Genomic DNA, 16,719 nt, shown 5'->3' on the forward strand with positions numbered 1-16,719 from the left:
CCATCGTGGCATCCGCGCGGTTCGTTTGCCGCGAAGCGCGGACGACGGATGCCACGCACGGCGTGTCGCGGCAACCGAACAGACCAGCACCGTACGGTGGCGCGGCGCGCGTCATCCGTGTCAGCGGCGGTGAACCCTAGGCTCGGCTCGTGCCTTCTCGACCCGCCGGCGACGCACCGACGACGCTGAACCGTGACATCCTGCGGCTCGCGGTGCCGGCCCTCGGCGCCCTCATCGCCGAGCCGCTGTTCCTGATCGTCGATTCGGCACTGGTCGGGCACCTGGGTACCGTGCCGCTGGCCGCCCTCGGGATCGCTTCGGCGATCCTGCAGACGATCGTCGGGCTCATGGTCTTTCTCGCGTACTCGACCACACCGGCAGTCGCCCGACGCTTCGGCGCCGGCGATGCGAAATCTGCGGTTTCGGTCGGCATCGACGGCCTCTGGCTCGCGCTCGGGCTTGGCGCACTTCTGGCCCTCGCCGGATCCCTCGCGACACCACCCCTCGTCTCGCTGTTCGGTGCCACCCAGGAGGTGGCGGCGGATGCGGTGACCTACCTCCAGATCTCCATGTGGGGTCTTCCCGCAATGCTCATCGTGTTCGCCGCGACAGGGCTGCTGCGCGGGATGCAAGACACCGTCACGCCGCTGTGGATCGCCGCGGCCGGCTTCGGCGCGAATGCTGCGCTGAACGCGCTCTTCATTTACGGGCTCGGGTGGGGGATCGCGGGCTCGGCGGTGGGAACCGTGCTGGCCCAATGGGGCATGGTCGTCGCCTACGTCGGTGTCATCGGTCGGCTGGCTCAGCGCCATTCGGCCCAGGTCCGCCCGTCGGCTCGCGGCGTGCGCGGGTCCGCCCGCACCGGCGGCTGGCTATTCCTGCGCACGGTGTCGCTGCGGATAGCCCTCCTGACCACGGTGGCCGTCGCCACCGGGCTCGGCACCGATGAGCTCGCCGGCTGGCAGGTCGCGTACACGATCTTCTCGGCAGCAGCGTTCGCTCTGGACGCCCTCGCGATCGCGGCCCAAGCGCTCATCGGCAAGTCACTCGGCGAGCAGGACCATGCCAGAGTGCGTAAGGTGCTGCAGCGCACCAGCGCGTGGGGTCTGTGGTTCGGCATCCTCGTCGGCGCGGGGGTCGCGGCGGCATCCGGGGTCATCGGCATCCTCTTCACCGGCGACCCGGAACTTGCGGCCATCGTGCAGCCCGCCCTGCTCGTGCTCGCCGTTGCGCAGCCGCTGTGCGGCATCGTCTTCGTCTGGGACGGCGTGCTCATCGGTGCCGGCGACGCGCGCTATCTCGCGATCGCGGGCGCGCTGAATCTCGTACCGTTCCTCCCCGCCCTGGCCCTCGTCGCGATCTTCCACCCCGGCGGCGCCGCTGGGCTCGCGTGGCTTGCCGTCGCCTTCTTCGGCGTCTACATGCTTGCGCGCGCCGCGACGCTCGGCTGGCGGTTGCGGGGCCAGACGTGGCTCGGCTCTACCCTCAACATATGAGCCCCGAGAGCCCCTCCTCCCCCTCGCTGCAGGTGCGACGCAAGCCGCAGCGGCAGAACACTGACGCCGACGTGCTGCGCGGCATCCTGGCTGAGGGGATCGTCGCCCACGTGGGCTTCGTGCGGGACGGCGCACCGATCGTGTTGCCCTACCTCTACGGGGTCGGCGATCTCGGTGAAGGCCCCGTTCTGCTGCTGCACGGGTCGACCGGCGGCGGGCTGTTCTTGGATGCCGCGGGCGAGGGCGTCCCGGTCTCGGTCACGGTCACCCACGTCGACGGACTCGTCTTCGCGGCATCCACGTTCGAGAGCTCCGCGAACTACCGCAGCGCGGTGGTCTTCGGGCGCGCCCGCATTGTGCCTGAAGACCAGCGGGAGCGGGCGCTGTGGCAGGTCTCGGATCACCTCATGCCGGGCCGCCGCGCCGAGGTGCGGGAGATGACCCGCAAAGAAGTCCGCGCCACTCACGTTCTGCAGGTCCCGCTCGATCAGGCGAGCGTCAAGGTCCGCTTCGACGGGGTGGGCGACACTGAGGACGACGGCGAGGACCACACCGTTTGGGCGGGTGTCGTGCCGCTCGCCGTCCGCGCGGGCACACCGATAGGTTCCCCGGTGACCCGCGCGGCAGGGGCTGCGGATGCGGCATCCGTCGCTGCTTTCGCTCAGCGGCTGCACGATCTCGCCGCCGAGCGTGAGGCTCGACTGCGCGAGATCATGCAGCCCTGAGGGCGGCTACGCGCCGTCGCGGACGCTGCGGGCGAATTCGGTGACGTTCGCGCGCAGGGCCTCGATGCGCCTATCGCGCGCCGACTCACGGTCGAATCCGAGGTACGCCGACGGCGGGAGCTTTCGAACATTCACCGAGCACTCGAAGTTCTCGCAGACGAGGATGCCGACGGTATCGCCGCGCCGTCCGGCGTCGCCCGCTCGCTTGGCGGCGAACATCACGACGTCATTGGGGAGCTGGACGTCGTTGCACCACGAACATTGCGGACGACTCAGGGGGCGAGCATCGGTCTGACGCAGCAGGATGCCGACGGGCTCGTCGTCGAGTTCGATCACGACTGACGCGAGCTTCGGCAGCTTCGAATCGCGGATGCCGAGATAGTCCAGGGCCTCCCAGTCGCGAGTGTCGAGGTCGGTGGGAAGGGTGAGGTTCTTGCGCTCGCTGCGCGAGGCGTTGAGAAACGATGCCCGGATCTGGGCGTCGGTGAGGGGACGCATATGCGTGCCTTTCAGGGTGTGAACGCGCGGCGGCCTGCTCGAGCAGAGCCCAGCTCACGCCCAGCGTCGACACCACTCATACATCACGACAGCTGCAGCCGCGGCGGCATTGATCGAGCGGGTCGACCCGTACTGCGCGATCTCGACGCTGCCGGATGCCGCGGCCAGCGCCTCTGCCGAGAGCCCCGGCCCTTCCTGACCGAACAACAGAACGCACGCCTGGGGCAGGTCCGCCTCGGGCAGCGGCCGGGAGCCCTCGACGTTGTCGATCGCGATCACAGGAAGGTTCGCAGCATCCGCCCACACGGCGAAAGCCGCGACATCCTCGTGGTGACGCACGTGCTGATAGCGGTCGGTGACCATCGCGCCGCGCTTGTTCCAGCGGCGACGCCCGATGATGTGCACTTCCGCTGCGAGGAAGGCGTTCGCGCTGCGGACGATGGAGCCGATGTTGAGGTCGTGCTGCCAGTTCTCGATCGCCACATGAAACGGATGCCGCCGCTCGTCCAGGTCCGCGACGATCGCGTCCATTCGCCAGTATCGGTACCGGTCGACGACGTTGCGGCGGTCACCTGCGGCGAGGAGGTCGGGGTCAAGTCGGGGATCATCCGGCCATTCAGCTTCACCGCCCGGCCAGGGTCCGACTCCGTGAGGGAGTTCCGGCTCGCTCCCGGGCTCCGTCTCGTCCTGCACGTCGAGCAATCTATCTGACGGTCGCGCTGAGCCCGGACGGTGAGTGCCCACCGCGCATCTTTTCGGTATACCGAAAAATCGATAGGGTTTCGATATGCCGAAGTCTCCACCGACGCTCACTGCCACGGTCTCAGCGTCGGCGCGCGCACCCCGGTTGGTGTGGCTCCTCGGCCCGGCGATGGTTGCCGGCGTGGCCTACCTCGACCCCGGCAACGTTGCCAGCAACATGACAGCCGGCGCACGCTACGGCTATCTGCTGGTGTGGGTCGTCGTCGTCGCGAACGTGATGGCCTGGCTTATTCAGTACCTCTCGGCAAAGCTCGGCGTGGTCACCGGCGAGAGCCTGCCCCAGGCACTCGGAGGGCGAATCCGGAGCGTCTGGGGGCGGCGCCTGTACTGGCTGCAAGCCGAGCTCGTCGCGATGGCGACCGACGTCGCCGAGGTGATCGGCGGTGCCGTCGCCCTGAACCTGCTGTTCGGCATCCCCCTGCTCTGGGGTGGGGTGATCACGGGTGTCGTCTCCCTGGGCCTGCTGATCGTGCAGTCCAGGCGCGGGGCCAGGCCCTTCGAGGTCATCGTCATCGGGCTCGTGGTCCTCATTGCTGTCGGGTTCACCGCCGGAGTCTTCGTCGCGCCGCCCGACCCCGCCGGAATCGTCGGCGGTCTCGTCCCCCGGTTCGAAGGCGCTGACTCCGTGCTGCTGGCGGCATCCATCCTGGGCGCGACCGTCATGCCGCATGCGATCTACGCGCACTCGGCTCTCAGCCGCGACCGGTTCGCGCCGACCACCACGGCCGGGCCGTTCGCGTTCGGCTCCGCGGCGGCCGGCCTCGAATCAGGGCGCGGAGTGTCGACGAGGCGGCTCCTGACCGCCACGCGCTGGGACGTCACGATCGCCATGGTGATCGCCGGAACCGTGAACCTCTGCATCCTGCTGCTTGCTGCAGCGAACCTCGCGGGCGTCCCCGGCACCGACTCGCTCGAGGGCGCCTACGCCGCCCTGCGTGACGGGCTCGGACCGATCATCGCGACGCTGTTCGCCGTCGGACTGCTCGCGAGCGGCCTGGCCTCCACAGCCGTCGGAGCGTACGCGGGCGCCGAGATCATGAGCGGCCTGCTGCGCATCCGGGTGCCGCTCGTGGTCCGGCGCCTCGTCACGCTCGTTCCCGCTCTGCTGATCCTCGGGTTCGGCGTTGACCCGACCTTCGCTCTCGTCCTCAGCCAGGTCGTGCTCTCGTTCGGCATCCCGTTCGCCCTCGTTCCGCTCGTGTGGATCACCGCACGGCGCAGCGTCCTCGGTCCGTTCCGGAACCGACTCGCAACGACCGTCCTGGGCGTGGTGTCAGCGGCGCTGCTGATCACTCTCAACCTGGTGCTGCTGTGGCTGGTCTTCACCGGCACGTGATCGAGCGCCCACCCGGGGCGGGTAGGGTTTCGGCATGTCCTCCGCGGCCGTCGACGACTATCTGAAGACGATCTACAATCACACGGAGTGGCAGACCGAACGGATCACGCCGTCGCAACTCGCTTCCGAGCTCGGACTTGCGCCCTCGAGCGTGACCGAGATGGTTCGCAAGCTCGCCGCGGCCGGGCTCGTGACCCATCGCCCGTACGGACCGATCTCGCTCACGACAGCCGGCGAGCACCGCGCAGCCGCCATCATCCGCCGCCACCGCCTTATTGAGACCTGGCTCGTACGCGAGTTCGGCTACACCTGGGCCGATGTGCACGAGGAGGCAGAGATCCTCGAACACGCCATCAGCGACCGGCTCCTCGACGGCATCGATGAGCGCCTCGGGAGGCCCCGGTTCGATCCCCACGGCGACGCCATCCCGGATGCCGACGGCACGGTCACCCGTGAGCGATTCGTGCTGCTCGCCGATGCTCCCCCGGGGCACTGTGGACGGATTCTTCGCGTCTCTGACCGCGTCCCGGGGCTGCTCGAGGCGTTGGATGCGGCATCCGTCGACGTCGGCAGCGTCGTGTGCGTCCGAGGACCCGCCGTCCTCAAGGTCGACGGACGGGATGTGACCCTGCCCTCGACGGCGCCCGAGGCTATCTGGCTGAGCGCCTGAGTCGGGTCCGCTGTAACCCCAGCCTCAGTCGCGCGCTGACGCGGGTCACGCCGCGCCGCACCCACACGACAGCGCGACCGAACCGGGATACCGTCGGCTCAGCGGGCCACGGATGCCGCTGCGAACGGCCACCGGGTGCGGGTTGCCGCTTCGCAGGCTTCCCAGATCCGCGCGAGGCGCTCCGGGTCGCGGATGATCTTCGGCGCTCGCGCCCGCCGCGGGTCCCCCTTGACGATGTAGCGCGGTCCCCAGAACTGGCCACCGGCGATCGACGGGTCGGCCAGCGCCCGCACGAGCGGCCACGCGCCGTGCTCCTTGGACTGGGTGAACGGGGTCTGCAGGTTGTCGACGAACCGGGTGATCTTGCTTGGTTGGTTCACGCCGTGGAGGCCCGGTGTGCGTCCGCTCACGGAGTACCCCGGGTGCACGACGACACTGTCGACGGGAACGCCGTGCTCGCGCAGGCGCCGATCTGCTTCCACCCCGAGGGCCGTGGTCACCACCTTCGATTGCACGTACGCACGCCATCCCGAGTAGCCCTCGGCCAGTTGCAGATCGATGGGGTCGTACGGCGTGAGCGAGATCGACATGCTGCCGAGCCACACCATGCGGCCACCCGACCGGGCGAGCGGGACGAGCAGCTCCCCCGCGAGCGCGAAGTGCCCGAGTGCGTTGGTGGCCAGCACGACCTCGGCTCCATCGGACGTCGTTTCTCGACGCCGGGGCGGATGCACGATGCCGGCGTTGAGGAGAACCCCGTCCAGCGGGCCACGCGTCCGCAGGGAAGCCGCCGCAGACCTGATCGACCCGGGCTTGGCGGTGTCGATGATGAGGGATTCGATGTCGGCTCCCGGAACGCGACCGGCAAGCGTTGACCGAGCGGCGGAGAGGCGCTTGGGATTGCGGCCCGACATGATGACGTGCGCTCCGGCGCGCGCCAGCTGCTCGCTCGCGAAGTAGCCGAGGCCCGCGTTGGAACCCGTCACGAGGTACGACTGCCCGGAAAGGTCGGGCAGCGACTCGGGATCCCACCGCCTGCGCGTCACGTGATCGACACTAGACCTCCGCGAGCGGGATACGCTGTGCCCATGCGGACCCGAGCAGACGTGGAATGCTGGCTCACCGACATGGACGGCGTGCTCGTCCACGAGAACATCCCCGTCCCCGGGGCGGCTGAGGTGATCGAGCGCTGGCGCGAGCAGGGAGTTCCCTTCCTCGTGCTGACGAACAACTCGATCTTCACGCCACGCGACCTCAGCGCCCGGCTCCGGGCATCCGGGCTCGTCGTGCCCGAAGAGGCCATCTGGACCTCGGCACTGGCGACGGCGGATTTCTTGCGCGGACAGGCCCCCGGCGCTTCCGCTTTCGTGATCGGCGAGGCGGGCCTGACCACGGCGCTACACGAAGCCGGCTTCATCATGACCGAGAACGACCCCGACTATGTCGTGGTCGGCGAGACCCGCAACTACTCGTTCGAGGCCATCACGAAGGCGATCCGCGCGATCTCAGCCGGCGCGCGCTTCATCGCCACGAACCCCGACGCGACCGGGCCCTCCGCCGAGGGCGTACTCCCAGCGACGGGGGCCATCACGGCGCTCATCACGAAAGCCACCGGCAAGGAGCCGTACGTGGTCGGCAAGCCGAACCCGATGATGTTCCGCTCAGCCCTGAACCGCATCGGTGCGCACTCGGAATCCACGGGGATGATCGGCGATCGGATGGACACCGACATCGTCGCGGGCATCGAGGCAGGCCTTCACACGGTGCTCGTCCTCACCGGCATCAGCGACCCCGCCGAGATCGAACGCTTCCCCTTCCGTCCCGACGAGATCCTGGACTCGATCGCCGCGCTGCTTCCCGCGGAGTCTGAAGAGTCGGAGATGCCCGAGGTGCTGTGATGGGTGCCCTGGACGACGGCGACCACGTCGAAGCCGGGGACGCAGACGAAGGAAAGCGTCAGTGAACGAGCTCGAACAGTCGCTGCTGCTGTGGACGTCGCTGATCATCATCAGCGGCGCCCTCGTCGTCGCGGTGTGGCAGTGGTGGCGCAGCCGCGGCGACCGCGGCGAGGACTGAGGTGTTACTGCGGGGCGAGGCCCAGGTCGTCGAGGTCGATCGCCGCGAGCCACTGCAGCCCGGCATCCTCGATCGCCCGCTGCGCACCGGTTTTGCGGTCGACGATCACGGCAACGGCGACCGGCTCCGCGCCCTCGCGGCGCAGCGCCTCGACGGCCTTCAGCGCCGACTGCCCCGTCGTCGAGGTGTCTTCGAGCACGACGACGCGCTTACCCACGACGTCCGCTCCCTCGACCTGACGGCCGCGGCCGTGGTCTTTCGGCTCCTTGCGGACGACGAAGGCGTCGAGCGGATGCTCGGTGTCGACTGACGCGTGCATGACGGCGTTCGCGATGGGGTCGGCGCCGAGGGTGAGGCCTCCGACGGCGACGACGGTGTCGGCATCCGTCCCGAGCCCGGTGCGAACGAGGTCGAGCATGATCCGCCCGATGGCGGGGGCCGCCCGGTGATCGAGCGTGAGCTTGCGCATATCGACGTAGTACGACGCCTTCTTGCCGCTGGACAGGGTGAAGTCGCCGTGGAAGACCGCTTCGGCGCCGATGAGGGCGATGAGGGCTTGGCGGTCGGCTTCGAGTTCGGGCGTGGAGGAAGCGGTCACAGCCCGAGTCTAGGAAAGAACGCACAATGTTTCCGCGTCATCTGGGACCGTAGCCCCGCGGCGGCTCCTAGATTGGTGTAGCTCGGGCCGCGCCTCATCGCGAGGACGATGGTCCCGAAGCCGCGTCGAGCTCGCCGATAGAGTCAGGCCCGTTCGCGGAACCCGCACGCGAGAAGCAAGGGAGTGCGCACATGACCCGCATCGGCATCGTCGCGGAGCGCGGCGGCGAAACCCGCGTCGCTCTCACCCCGCCCACTGTCGCTCGGTTGATCACGCTCGGGTACGAGGTGGTCGTGGAGGCAGAAGCGGGCGCGGCATCCTCGTTCCCCGATGCGGCGTACACGGATGCCGGCGCCCAGGTGACCGACCGTGTGGGCGCCTGGGGTGCAGACATCGTCGTGATGGTGACGGCTCCGAGCGCTGATGACGTGGCCCTGCTTCGGGACGACGCGACAGTGATCGGAATGCTCGCACCCGCGTTCCGGCCCGAGGTTCGGGAGTCGCTCGCGACCCGCGGAATCACGGCGCTATCACTGGATGCCGTTCCGCGCATATCTCGGGCGCAGTCGATGGATGTCCTGAGTTCGATGGCCAACATCTCGGGGTATCGCGCCGTTGTCGAGGCAGCGCACGAGTTCGGGCGCTTCTTCACCGGCCAGGTCACGGCCGCCGGGAAAGTACCGCCCGCGAAGGTGCTGGTCGCCGGCGCGGGCGTCGCAGGACTCGCGGCGATCGGTACGGCCGCGAGCCTGGGCGCTATCGTGCGCGCCACCGACCCGCGGCCCGAGGTCGCCGACCAGGTGAAGTCGGTGGGCGGAGAGTACCTTCCCGTCGAGGTCGACGAGGTCATGGAGTCTTCCGACGGGTATGCCAAGGCGACGAGCGAGGCCTACGATCGGCGCGCCGCCGAGATCTACACCGAGCAGGCGGCGGATGTCGACATCATCATCACCACCGCGCTCATTCCCGGGCGCGCAGCGCCGCGGCTGATTACGGCATCCGATGTCGCGCAGATGAAGCCGGGGAGTGTCATCGTCGATATGGCGGCGGCGCAGGGCGGCAACGTCGAGGGATCGGTTGCGGGCGAGCGCATCGTGACCGAGAACGGCGTAACGATCCTCGGCTACACGGATCTTGCGGGGAGACTTCCCGCGCAGGCGTCGCAGCTGTACTCCACAAACGTCTACAACCTGGTCGCGCTGCTCACCCCCGGCAAGGACGGGCAGCTCACGATCGACTTCGACGACATCGTGCAGCGTGGTGTCACCATCGTTCGCGACGGCGAGTCGACCTGGCCACCACCGCCCGTACAGGTCTCGGCCGCACCGAAGCCGGTCGCGGGGGAGCCTGCCCCGAAGCCAGAACCGAAGAAGGCGCCCGCGTGGCGGACCCCGGTGCTTCTCGGGGCCGCGGCGGTTCTCCTGTTCGTCGTGACCGCGATCGCACCGCCACCGATCCCCCAGCACTTCACTGTGCTGGTCCTGTCGATCATCATCGGCTTCTTCGTGATCGGCAAGGTGCATCACGCCCTCCACACGCCGCTCATGAGCGTGACAAATGCCATCTCGGGCATCATCGTCGTCGGCGCGATGCTCCAGCTGGCATCCGGCGTACTCGTCGTCCAGATTCTCGCGGCAATCGCCGTGCTCCTGGCAAGCATCAACATCTTCGGAGGCTTCGCCGTGACCCGCCGAATGCTCGCGATGTTCTCGAAGGGTGAGGCCCGATGAGCGCCGCGTCGATCCTTCTCCACAGCGGTGCGTCAGTATCTGCCGCGAGCGCGTCAGTTGCGGCATCCGTCGCGGGGGCCGCGTATCTCGTCGCTGCGCTCCTGTTCATCCTGAGTCTGCACGGGCTCAGCAAGCACGAGACAGCCCGCCGCGGTGTGCTGTTCGGTATCGGCGGCATGGTCATCGCGATTGCCGCGACGATCTGGCTCACGGTGGAGCAGCTGTGGGGGCAGCCACAGGCGACGATTGGACTGACGCTGCTCGTGGTCGCGGTGCTGATCGGCGGATCCATCGGGCTGTGGCGCGCCCGCGTTGTCGAAATGACCGGGATGCCCGAACTAATTGCGCTCCTCCACAGCTTCGTCGGCCTCGCGGCGGTCATCGTGGGGTGGAACGGGGCGCTCGACCCGGGCGAGATCGACGGGGCTCTGCTCGGCATCCATCATGCGGAGGTCTTCATCGGCGTGTTCATCGGTGCCGTGACCTTCACGGGGTCGATCGTCGCGTTCCTGAAGCTGTCGGCTCGCATCTCGTCGAAGCCGCTCATGCTGCCGGGCAAGAACGCCCTCAACCTCGGCGCCCTGGTCGCTTTCGTCGGCCTGACGGTTTGGTACGTCATCACGCCCGACCTGTGGTTGCTGATCGTCGTGACGGTCCTTGCGCTGCTGCTCGGCTGGCACCTCGTCGCCTCGATCGGCGGCGGCGACATGCCGGTGGTCGTCTCGATGCTCAACAGCTACTCCGGTTGGGCCGCCGCGGCGGCAGGCTTCATCCTCAGCAACGACCTGCTCATTGTGACTGGCGCGCTCGTCGGGTCCTCGGGTGCCTACCTGTCGTACATCATGTGCCGTGCCATGAACCGATCATTCATCTCCGTCATCGCCGGCGGGTTCGGGATCGAGGCGCCCAGGTCGACGGATGACGAGACCGGCGAACACCGCGAGATCGACGTCACGGGCGCCGCCGAGCTCCTCGCCGAGGCAGACCGGGTGATCATCACGCCGGGTTACGGCATGGCGGTCGCCCAGGCCCAGTACCCGGTTGCGGAGCTGACGGCGAAGCTGCGCGAGCGCGGCGTGGATGTCAGATTCGGCATCCATCCCGTCGCCGGACGCCTTCCCGGACACATGAACGTGCTGCTGGCCGAGGCCAAGGTTCCGTACGACATCGTGTTCGAGATGGACGAGATCAACGACGACTTCGGCGAGACATCGGTCGTCCTGGTCATCGGCGCGAACGACACCGTCAACCCCGCCGCCGCCGAGGATCCGGGCAGCCCGATCGCCGGGATGCCGGTGCTGCGGGTGTGGGAGGCCGACAACGTCATCGTCTTCAAGAGGTCGATGGCCTCGGGCTATGCCGGCGTGCAGAACCCGCTGTTCTTCCGCGAGAACGCCCAGATGCTCTTCGGTGACGCCAAGGAGAAGGTCGAGCAGATCCTGCGGGAGCTCTAGCCGCGACATCCGAGCCGCCCCAGACGCCGCGTTCAGCGCGGGTCTCGGGCCAGGAATGGATGCGGCCAGGCACCGAGCGCGAGCACCGCGAGGACGGTCTGAACGAGGCCGGTCGCGAAGTAGATGCCGTGGAGCGGCGACCAGACGAGCATGATGGCGATCTCGACGAAGATCCAGATCATCATGACGAGCCCGGCCGCCGCATGTAGTCCAGCCGCGAGGCGGAAGCGCCAGTACTGCGCCGCCAGCGCGAGCGCCTGCGATCCACCCACGACGACCCCGAGGATCACACCTGGCCAGACGTACGACGTGAAAACGGATCCCTCGATCCACTCCGTCGGAATGGGCATGAAACCGAAGGTGAGGCCGGCCATGCCGAGCAACGCGGACGCCAGATTGAACCACGCGACCACCCCTATCTCCCCAGGCCACCACCGCAGCTAACTCCGCACACTCGACGGCCGCACGGCATCCTCACCTCGACACGGCCGGGGTTCGGCACCGGAACTCAGGAGTTGGCCACACCCCGCCCCGGAGCCCGCGTCAGGAAGCGGGCGACGTCGGCCGGCGACTCTAGGCTGAGACCATGCGCCTTGCCACCTGGAACGTGAACTCCGTCCGCGCCCGGGTCGACCGGATCGTCGACTTCGCGGTGCGTGAAGACATCGACGTGTTGGCAATGCAAGAGATCAAGTGCAAGGTCGAGCAGTTCCCGTTCGAACAGTTCGAGCAGGCGGGGTTCCACGTCGAAGCCCACGGCTTCTCGCAGTGGAACGGTGTCGCGATCGCCAGCCGCTCGCGTCCGACCGAGGTCGAGACCGCCTTCCCCGGGATGCCCGGCTTCGCGAAGGGGCACGAGGGCCCGGATGCCCCGCAGGAGGCCCGCGCGATCGGCGCGACCATCGACGGCGTGCGCGTCTGGAGCCTCTACGTCCCCAATGGTCGTGCCCTCGAGGACCCCCACTACGTCTACAAGCTCCACTGGCTCGAGGCGCTGCGCCAGTACACCGCAACCACCCTCGCGGCAGCGCCCGACCTGCCTCTGGCTCTGGTCGGCGACTTCAACATCGCCCCGACGGATGCCGACAACGGCGACCCCGCGATCGTTGAAGGATTCTCGACGCACGTCTCCGCCCCCGAACGCGAGGCCTTCACCGCTCTCGAGCAGGCGGGGCTCAGCGACGTCGTCAGGCCCCTGGTTCCGACCGGATTCACTTACTGGGACTACAAGCAGCTGCGCTTCCCCCGCAACGAGGGACTGCGGATCGACTTCATCCTCGGCTCCCGCGCTCTCGCGGATGCAGTGACGGATGCCGCCATCCATCGCAACGAACGCAAGGGCGAGGCCCCGAGCGATCACGTGCCTGTTGTCGTCGACCTGGACCGCGGGCGGCTGTTCCCTGACGCGGATGAAGAGGACGACGACCGCCCCATGATCTTCGGCTGAGGCGGGCCCAGAGCCGCACCCGGCGCCTAGGGTGAGTGCATGGCAGTCCAGCTCATCGGCATTGGGACCGCGGTGCCGGAGTTTGCGCTCTCGCAGGCTCAGGTGCGCGACCTGTTCCTCGCGGAGCCGGATCTCGCGCCGCTCACCGCTCGGCTCATCCGCGCCGCCTACGACAACTCAGCGATCGAGCGGCGCCACACCGTCATCGAAGACTTCGCCGGTGGCGGCGGGACCTTCCTGGACCCGGAGAGCCGTGTCATCCGCGCTCCCGGGACAGCCGCCCGCAACGAGATCTACGCACGCGAAGCCCCGAGACTGTCGGAGGCCGCCGCGCGGCGTGCGCTCGAGAACGCCGGCGTACATCCGGGCGAGATCACCCACGTGGTCACTGCCAGTTGCACGGGCTTCTACGCTCCCGGCCCCGAATACCGGCTGGTGCGCGACATCGGGCTTGCTCCGACGGTCGAACGCGAGCACATCGGATTCATGGGGTGTGCCGCGGCAATCCCGGCGCTGCGCTCGGCATGGCGAATCTGTCTCGCCGATCCCACCGCAACGGTGTTGGTCACGTGCACCGAGGTGTGCTCCATCCACATTCGCTCATCATCCGAACCCGACCAGATCGTCGCCTCCGCCGTCTTCGCCGACGGCGCGGCAGCGGCGGTCGTGACCGCAAAGTCGCCGGAATCCAGCGGTCCCCGCGAACTGGCTGCACCGTCTCGCGGGCTCGAGTTGACGGGCTTCACCACCGCCCTCACGACCGACGGCGAGCAGGACATGGCGTGGATCATCGGCGACCACGGCTTCGAGATGACACTCACCGGCAATGTCCCCCGCATCGTCGGACGCGAAGTCCGCGCAGCCCTCGCGCCGGTGCTTGAGCGCACCGGTGCGATTGACCAGTGGGTGGTCCACCCGGGCGGACGCAGCATCCTGGACAGGTTTGAGCAGGCGATGGATCTCGACGAAACGGCTCTGCAGCGATCCCGAGCGATCCTGCGCGACTACGGCAATATGTCATCTGCCACCGTGCTGTTCATCCTCGCCGACCTTCTCGGTGATCCCACGGTGGCCGAGGGCGAGCAGGTTCTCGTCACAGCGTTCGGTCCTGGCCTCGCGGTAGAGAGTGCAACGGCTCGCATCGCAGCGCGCCAGCCGATAGCGGCGGCGGAAAGCTTGCGCGTGGGGCAGGCGGACAGTGCGCGTTCGTGACGAGACTCTTCGCGAGCTGATGGACGATCCGCAGTGCGACGAACAGGCGCTGCTGCGCACGGTACGCCGGTTCACAGTGGTGAACCGGGCGGTGGCGGGATGGGGCGCGATCTACAGATCCCGTCTGCGTCCCTACCTTCGCACCCGAGCTGACGCGCAGCGTGAGGAGCCGGTTCGGATTCTCGACGTCGGATGCGGCGGCGGCGACGTCACACGCGACCTCGCGCGACGTGCTCACAGCGACGGCTTCGCGGTGGAGATCTGCGGAATCGACCCCGACCCACGGTGCCTGTCGATCGCGACGTCGCAGCCACCCGAGCCCGGGGTCACGTTTCGAGGCGCGTATGCCGCAGACCTCGTCGACGCCGGCGAACAGTTCGACGTCGTCGTCTCCAACCATGTCCTCCACCACCTCAGCCGCGATCAGTTGCACGAACTGCTCACCCACACCGACGCGCTCGGCGCCGAGCTCGCGCTGCACAACGACATCGCCCGCAGCAAGACGGCGTGGGGTCTCTACGCGGTCGGCATCCTTCCGGTCGCACCCGGGACCTTCCTCCTCACTGACGGGCTCCGCTCGATCCGCCGGTCATACACCGTCGCCGAGCTCGAGCGGGAGGTCCCACGGGGGTGGACAGTGACCCCGCCGGCGCCGTTTCGCGTCCTCGCGACCCGCGGGCCCGAGGGACCCGGTGACAGGTGAGCCATGCGGGTCGTGATCATCGGCGCCGGTCCCGTCGGCATGCTGCTGGGCGGCGAACTCGCCCGCCTGGGTGTGGAGCACATCACGCTCGAGGCGCGTGAGGCTCCCGGCGCCGGGTCCCGGGCCATCGGCATCCATTCCGCCGCGCTGACGGCGATGTCAGCCTCGGGGGTGACCGATCGCATTCTTTCCGCCTGTCTGCAGGTGCGGGAGGGCCAGGCCAGGGTCGGCGCCGCGACCGTGACCACGATCCGGTTCGACGCTGTGCGGGCCGGCTCGCTCGCATCCTTCCCGTTCGTCGCGACCCTTCCGCAGGCAGCGACCGAATCGGCGATCACCGCCGCGGCCGCCAGCAACGGCGCCCCCGCGCCGGAGCGCGGAGTCCAGGTGCTCGACGTGATCGACGAAGGGGCGACGTGTCGGGTGATCACCGACAGTGGTGACGTGCACGGCGATGCGGTCGTGATTGCGGCGGGGTCTCGCTCGCGCCACATCAGTATCCTCATCCGCGACGGGAGGCGCCGCGCGTACCCCGACCGTTACGTCATGGCCGACGTTCCCGATGACACCGACGAAGGGCCTCGCGCCATCGTCCACCTGCATCCGGATGGCGTCCTCGAGTCGTTTCCGCTACCCGGCGGCCTGCGGCGATACGTCGCGTGGCACCGCGCGGGCTCCACAAATGACGCGACCGCCCTGCGTGACGCTGTCAGCCGGCGTGCGGGATCTTCCGGCGACACGATCACGACGGCGTCGAACTTCGGGGTAGGCCGATTCGTCGCGCGCCGGATGCTGCGCGGACGGGTTCTCGCGATCGGTGACGCGGCCCACGAGGTGAGCCCCATCGGCGGGCAGGGTCTCAACCTCGGCCTTATCGACGCGGCGACGCTCGCGCCGCTGCTCCGAGAGTGGGACATCACGGGAGAGCCGCCGGCCGCACTGGCCGCGTGGGAGCGTCGACGCAGGTCGGCCGCGACGACCGCGGCGCGAATCGCCGCGCTGAACACCGTCGCCGGGCGTGGTCACGGCAGCGTCGGCGCGGTCACGCGGCTCGCAGGCGTCCGTCTGGCCCCGGCGCGGCTCCTCGCACACGCCTACGGGATGGGCTTCGATCCGGATGCGCAAGAAAGCCCCCTCACGCCACAAACGCGGTGAGAACGAGCTGCGCAGCAAGGATCAGACCCGACGCCATCACCAGGCGGAAGACCACGCGGTCCGGCTTCCGGAGAGCGCGGAGCAGGCCCGCGACCGCGCACGCCGCAACGCTCACTGACGCCGCGAGCGCCACGGCGAAGGGCACCTGGCCGAACGATCCGACGACGACGACCACAGTCCCCGCGATGACGGCAGCGAACGCGACTATCGCACTCGGCGTGGCGCCGATCCGGTGACCGAGCCCGCGCACACCCGTCGCCTCGTCGTCGGCGAGATCGGGAAGCAGGTTGGTGAGGTGGACGGCGATGCCCAGCAGAGCGCCGGCGGCTCCCTGCCACCACGGAGCCACGACGGGCGCGGGAGCTGCCAGCGTCGCGAGCGAGGGCAGGATGCCGAAACTCACCGCGAACGGGATCCCCGATGCCCATGTGAACTTCAGCCACGCGTTGTACGCCCACGCCGAGGCCAGGGCGATGCCGTGGGCGAGACAGAACTCCCACCCGATGATGGCCGAGATAATGAGCGCGATCACCAGCGAGACGCCGGCTGCGGCGGCTACCGCTCGGCGCGAGATGACGCCGGCAGCGATCGGCTTGTCGCGGCGCCCGATGGCGAGGTCCCGCTGAGCGTCAATAGCGTCGTTGGACCATCCGACCGACAGTTGACCGAAGAGCACAGCCGCGACTGTCAGCACAATGCGCCCCACCCCGATGCCGCCCCCACGGCGAGCAATCCGGCGAGAGTCGTGACGACCACCGTCGGCCCAGGATGCGAGCACGCCAGCAGGGCGAGCACCCGGCCCCCGAAACCTGTCGTGCCCGGGGAAGTCTGCCGGGTCGCCATGCCCTCACAGTACG

The 16,719-nt window shown here is 68.6% G+C and carries 17 protein-coding genes; 11 read left to right on the forward strand and 6 right to left on the reverse strand.

Going from position 1 to position 16,719, the window contains the following annotated elements; translation table 11 throughout:
* Positions 1–149 precede the first annotated feature (149 nt).
* On the forward strand, positions 150–1,496 hold the full coding sequence (locus tag MICSW_RS13775) for an MATE family efflux transporter (RefSeq protein WP_228178293.1): 1,347 nt from the start codon (positions 150–152) through the stop codon (positions 1,494–1,496).
* Positions 1,493–2,221: a pyridoxamine 5'-phosphate oxidase family protein gene (locus MICSW_RS13780; protein ID WP_228178292.1), complete on the forward strand. Its 729-nt coding sequence runs from the start codon at positions 1,493–1,495 to the stop codon at positions 2,219–2,221. The genes MICSW_RS13775 and MICSW_RS13780 overlap by 4 nt, the downstream gene beginning before the upstream one ends.
* 6 nt (positions 2,222–2,227) lie before the next feature.
* On the opposite strand, the gene MICSW_RS13785 is transcribed toward MICSW_RS13780, so the two are convergent.
* Both MICSW_RS13785 and MICSW_RS13790 read right to left on the reverse strand, forming a co-directional pair.
* On the reverse strand, positions 2,228–2,719 hold the full coding sequence (locus MICSW_RS13785; protein ID WP_464496306.1) for an FBP domain-containing protein: 492 nt from the start codon (positions 2,717–2,719) through the stop codon (positions 2,228–2,230).
* Positions 2,720–2,773: 54 nt separating this feature from the next.
* Positions 2,774–3,412, reverse strand: coding sequence for a TrmH family RNA methyltransferase (locus MICSW_RS13790; protein ID WP_228178290.1), 639 nt, complete (start codon positions 3,410–3,412; stop codon positions 2,774–2,776).
* A 94-nt stretch (positions 3,413–3,506) separates the two neighbouring features.
* Between MICSW_RS13790 and MICSW_RS13795 the strand changes: the two genes are divergently transcribed.
* Both MICSW_RS13795 and MICSW_RS13800 read left to right on the forward strand, forming a co-directional pair.
* Complete coding sequence (locus tag MICSW_RS13795; RefSeq protein WP_228178289.1) at positions 3,507–4,817, forward strand: Nramp family divalent metal transporter; 1,311 nt, start codon at positions 3,507–3,509, stop codon at positions 4,815–4,817.
* A 34-nt stretch (positions 4,818–4,851) separates the two neighbouring features.
* A complete protein-coding gene (locus MICSW_RS13800) occupies positions 4,852–5,487 on the forward strand; it encodes a metal-dependent transcriptional regulator (RefSeq protein ID WP_464496307.1) in 636 nt (211 codons plus the stop codon).
* A 98-nt stretch (positions 5,488–5,585) separates the two neighbouring features.
* Here MICSW_RS13800 and MICSW_RS13805 read toward each other — a convergent pair whose 3' ends face one another.
* On the reverse strand, positions 5,586–6,533 hold the full coding sequence (locus MICSW_RS13805) for an SDR family NAD(P)-dependent oxidoreductase (RefSeq protein ID WP_464496308.1): 948 nt from the start codon (positions 6,531–6,533) through the stop codon (positions 5,586–5,588).
* 42 nt (positions 6,534–6,575) lie between these two features.
* Here MICSW_RS13805 and MICSW_RS13810 point away from each other — a divergent pair, with 42 nt between their 5' ends.
* On the forward strand, positions 6,576–7,385 hold the full coding sequence (locus MICSW_RS13810) for an HAD-IIA family hydrolase (protein WP_464496309.1): 810 nt from the start codon (positions 6,576–6,578) through the stop codon (positions 7,383–7,385).
* 182 nt (positions 7,386–7,567) lie between these two features.
* Here the strand turns inward: MICSW_RS13810 and pyrE are convergent, their stop codons facing one another.
* Positions 7,568–8,161 (reverse strand): orotate phosphoribosyltransferase, encoded by a 594-nt coding sequence (gene pyrE / locus MICSW_RS13815; RefSeq protein WP_292728348.1) that lies wholly within the window; start codon positions 8,159–8,161, stop codon positions 7,568–7,570.
* 191 nt (positions 8,162–8,352) lie between these two features.
* Between pyrE and MICSW_RS13820 the strand changes: the two genes are divergently transcribed.
* Positions 8,353–9,891 (forward strand): Re/Si-specific NAD(P)(+) transhydrogenase subunit alpha, encoded by a 1,539-nt coding sequence (locus MICSW_RS13820; protein WP_228178284.1) that lies wholly within the window; start codon positions 8,353–8,355, stop codon positions 9,889–9,891.
* Entirely contained in the window at positions 9,888–11,345 is a 1,458-nt protein-coding gene (gene pntB, locus MICSW_RS13825; protein WP_347424202.1) for a Re/Si-specific NAD(P)(+) transhydrogenase subunit beta, read from the forward strand. The genes MICSW_RS13820 and pntB overlap by 4 nt, the downstream gene beginning before the upstream one ends.
* Before the next feature lie 32 nt (positions 11,346–11,377).
* Here pntB and MICSW_RS13830 read toward each other — a convergent pair whose 3' ends face one another.
* Positions 11,378–11,758 carry a hypothetical protein gene (locus MICSW_RS13830; protein WP_375236480.1) on the reverse strand — a complete coding sequence of 127 codons (381 nt, stop codon included), beginning with the start codon at positions 11,756–11,758 and terminating at the stop codon, positions 11,378–11,380.
* Between the two features lie 173 nt (positions 11,759–11,931).
* Here MICSW_RS13830 and MICSW_RS13835 point away from each other — a divergent pair, with 173 nt between their 5' ends.
* From MICSW_RS13835 to MICSW_RS13850, 4 genes are read left to right on the forward strand one after another with little or no spacing between them, the layout of a single operon-like run.
* A complete protein-coding gene (locus tag MICSW_RS13835) occupies positions 11,932–12,792 on the forward strand; it encodes an exodeoxyribonuclease III (protein WP_464496310.1) in 861 nt (286 codons plus the stop codon).
* 39 nt (positions 12,793–12,831) lie between these two features.
* Positions 12,832–14,004: a type III polyketide synthase gene (locus MICSW_RS13840; RefSeq protein ID WP_464496311.1), complete on the forward strand. Its 1,173-nt coding sequence runs from the start codon at positions 12,832–12,834 to the stop codon at positions 14,002–14,004.
* Positions 14,005–14,023: 19 nt separating this feature from the next.
* Positions 14,024–14,707, forward strand: a complete 684-nt coding sequence (locus MICSW_RS13845; protein ID WP_464496312.1) for a methyltransferase domain-containing protein — start codon at positions 14,024–14,026, stop codon at positions 14,705–14,707.
* A 3-nt stretch (positions 14,708–14,710) separates the two neighbouring features.
* A complete protein-coding gene (locus MICSW_RS13850; RefSeq protein ID WP_464496313.1) occupies positions 14,711–15,862 on the forward strand; it encodes an FAD-dependent oxidoreductase in 1,152 nt (383 codons plus the stop codon).
* Here the strand turns inward: MICSW_RS13850 and MICSW_RS13855 are convergent.
* Complete coding sequence (locus MICSW_RS13855; protein ID WP_464496314.1) at positions 15,843–16,640, reverse strand: UbiA family prenyltransferase; 798 nt, start codon at positions 16,638–16,640, stop codon at positions 15,843–15,845. The two genes, MICSW_RS13850 and MICSW_RS13855, sit on opposite strands and share 20 nt — an antisense overlap.
* Positions 16,641–16,719 lie beyond the last annotated feature (79 nt).

Source organism: Microbacterium sp. SW12, from assembly GCF_055391095.1.

Bases quoted from the DNA above. Each gene is read 5' to 3' on its own strand.
- MICSW_RS13795 (WP_228178289.1), top strand. From the start codon at position 3,507: ATGCCGAAGTCTCCACCGACGCTCACTGCCACGGTCTCAGCGTCGGCG.
- MICSW_RS13810 (WP_464496309.1), top strand. From the start codon at position 6,576: ATGCGGACCCGAGCAGACGTGGAATGCTGGCTCACCGACATGGACGGC.
- MICSW_RS13785 (WP_464496306.1), bottom strand. From the start codon at position 2,719: ATGCGTCCCCTCACCGACGCCCAGATCCGGGCATCGTTTCTCAACGCC.
- MICSW_RS13840 (WP_464496311.1), top strand. From the start codon at position 12,832: ATGGCAGTCCAGCTCATCGGCATTGGGACCGCGGTGCCGGAGTTTGCG.
- MICSW_RS13835 (WP_464496310.1), top strand. From the start codon at position 11,932: ATGCGCCTTGCCACCTGGAACGTGAACTCCGTCCGCGCCCGGGTCGAC.
- MICSW_RS13780 (WP_228178292.1), top strand. From the start codon at position 1,493: ATGAGCCCCGAGAGCCCCTCCTCCCCCTCGCTGCAGGTGCGACGCAAG.
- MICSW_RS13820 (WP_228178284.1), top strand. From the start codon at position 8,353: ATGACCCGCATCGGCATCGTCGCGGAGCGCGGCGGCGAAACCCGCGTC.
- pntB (WP_347424202.1), top strand. From the start codon at position 9,888: ATGAGCGCCGCGTCGATCCTTCTCCACAGCGGTGCGTCAGTATCTGCC.
- MICSW_RS13850 (WP_464496313.1), top strand. From the start codon at position 14,711: ATGCGGGTCGTGATCATCGGCGCCGGTCCCGTCGGCATGCTGCTGGGC.
- MICSW_RS13845 (WP_464496312.1), top strand. From the start codon at position 14,024: ATGGACGATCCGCAGTGCGACGAACAGGCGCTGCTGCGCACGGTACGC.
- MICSW_RS13800 (WP_464496307.1), top strand. From the start codon at position 4,852: ATGTCCTCCGCGGCCGTCGACGACTATCTGAAGACGATCTACAATCAC.